Origin of the sequence: Candidatus Magnetaquicoccus inordinatus, from assembly GCF_004217665.1 — a bacterium.
GTDB classification, from domain to species: domain Bacteria; phylum Pseudomonadota; class Magnetococcia; order Magnetococcales; family Magnetaquicoccaceae; genus Magnetaquicoccus; species Magnetaquicoccus inordinatus.
On sequence record NZ_RXIU01000380.1, the window covers coordinates 1 to 1,878 of the forward strand.

The 1,878-nt window shown below is 59.9% G+C and carries 3 protein-coding genes and 1 pseudogene; 2 read left to right on the top strand and 2 right to left on the bottom strand.

Annotated features, from left to right (window positions below):
- Positions 1–1,090: murein biosynthesis integral membrane protein MurJ (gene murJ, locus EJP87_RS15825; protein WP_130472817.1), on the bottom strand; the 1,090-nt coding region annotated here is incomplete at its 3' end.
- Positions 1,091–1,193: 103 nt separating this feature from the next.
- On the opposite strand from murJ, the gene rpsT reads away from it, so the two are divergent.
- Together rpsT and EJP87_RS15835 are read left to right on the top strand one after the other, a co-directional pair.
- Entirely contained in the window at positions 1,194–1,472 is a 279-nt protein-coding gene (gene rpsT, locus EJP87_RS15830) for a 30S ribosomal protein S20 (RefSeq protein ID WP_130472818.1), read from the top strand.
- Positions 1,472–1,759: pseudogene (locus EJP87_RS15835) on the top strand (DEAD/DEAH box helicase); the annotation flags it as partial. The gene rpsT and the pseudogene EJP87_RS15835, both read left to right, overlap by 1 nt.
- Here the strand turns inward: EJP87_RS15835 and EJP87_RS19120 are convergent.
- Positions 1,725–1,847: a hypothetical protein gene (locus tag EJP87_RS19120; RefSeq protein WP_420886869.1), complete on the bottom strand. Its 123-nt coding sequence runs from the start codon at positions 1,845–1,847 to the stop codon at positions 1,725–1,727. The pseudogene EJP87_RS15835 and the gene EJP87_RS19120 overlap by 35 nt on opposite strands.
- Between the last annotated feature and the right edge of the window lie 31 nt (positions 1,848–1,878).

A 1,878-nucleotide genomic window follows, 5' to 3' on the forward strand; every position in this document is an offset into this window, starting at 1 on the left:
CCCGTTCGAACAGCAGGGAGAGGATCGGTTCGCGCAGGGCGATCAAGCCGGCGGTGGCCGGAATATTGATCAGCAGCATCAGACGCAGGGCAAAATCCAGATCATGGCGCAGACCGTCCAGATCATTGTGGGCCACCCGGGCCGAAAAGCTGGGCAGAATGGCGGTGCCCATGGCAATGCCGATCAGCCCCAGAGGAAACTCCACCAGACGGTCGGCATAATAGAGGTAGGAGATGGAGCCCACCGGCAGCCAGGAGGCGATGAACAGGTCAACCAGCAGATTGATCTGTGCCACCGACACACCCAGCACGGATGGACCCATCAACGTCAGCAGGCGGCCAATGGCCGGATGGCGCTGCGCGCCTCTGATGGACTGCCAGCGCAGGCGCAAGGGAATGCCCAAACGTTTGAGAGCCGGCCAAAGCAGAGCCAGTTGCACAATGCCCCCCAACAGCACGCCGATGGCCAGCCCCATGGTCGGCTGCGACAGATGAGGCGCCAGCACCAGGGCGCCAAAAATCAGACTCAGATTGAGCAGCAGAGGATTGACGGCCGGCAGGGCGAACTGCTGATAACAGTTCAGAATGCCGCTGGCCATGGCCACCAGCGAGATGAAGAGAATATAGGGAAACGTGATCCGGGTCAGCTCGACCGTCAGTTGAAACTGCTCGGGCTGGTCGGCAAAACCAGGCGCCGCCACATAGACCACAAAGGGCATGAACAGTTGGCCAAGCACCACCACCAACAATAATATGACGGTCAAGGCAGTAAAAACAGCCTGGGCCGCCTCCCGAGCCGCCTCCCGGTTGCCGCTGGCGACATAGTCGCTGAAAACAGGAATGAAAGCCGTGTTGAAGGCCCCTTCGGCAAAAAGACGGCGCAAAAAATTGGGCAACTTGAAGGCCACAAAAAAGGCGTCCGCACCCATCCCGGCACCGAAATGGTGGGCCATCACCATGTCGCGCACAAAACCCATGATCCGGGATAACAAGGTAAACAGGCTGATGGTGCCCATGGCGCGCATCAGGTGGCGTCGACTCTGCACAGGTGTCGGCGCGGCGACAGTCGGGGGGGGGGATTCGCATGACATCAGGCAAAAAACCTTTGGTACGTGATTTGAACGGGTTGAGATAGATGAATCAATCTGGTATTCTGTCAGGATCACTCATTCAGCAATAGGGAGTTTTTGTTCCGTGGCCAATATTAAATCCTCTCTCAAGGATGTTGAACGCTCTGAGAAACGCAACAGCCGCAATCGCAGTGCCAAAGCGCGCATGCGCACCTTCTGCAAAAAAGTTTTGATCGCCGTCGACGCCAAAGATCTGCCCGCCGCGCAGGAAGCCTTGCGCCAGGCCACCTCCGTTCTGGCCGTCACCGCTCAAAAAGGCATTATCCATGACAACGCGGCGGCCCGCCATACTGAGCGTTTGAACGCTAAAGTCAAGGGTTTGGCGCTGGCGCTCGCCTCTTGATGAAATTTACCGATCTGGCCATCCCTGAAGCGGTGATGCTCGGTATCCGAGCCTGCGGGTTCACCGATTGCACACCGATTCAGGCCATGACTCTGCCCCTGACCCTGGCTGGTCGCGACGTGGCCGGCCAGGCGCAGACCGGCACGGGTAAAACCGCCGCCTTCCTGATCGCCGCCCTCTCCCGGGTCCTGACCCGGGAGGTCGATGCCTCCGCAGAGGCCACCGCCCAGCCCGGCACCCCCCGCATTCTGATTATCGCCCCCACCCGGGAGCTGGTGGTCCAGATCGAGCCTGCGAGGTGAGCTGCGTGGTCTCGCTGCTGAAAGCGCCCCGTTCGAACAGCAGGGAGAGGATCGGTTCGCGCAGGGCGATCAAGCCGGCGGTGGCCGGAATATTGATCAGCAGC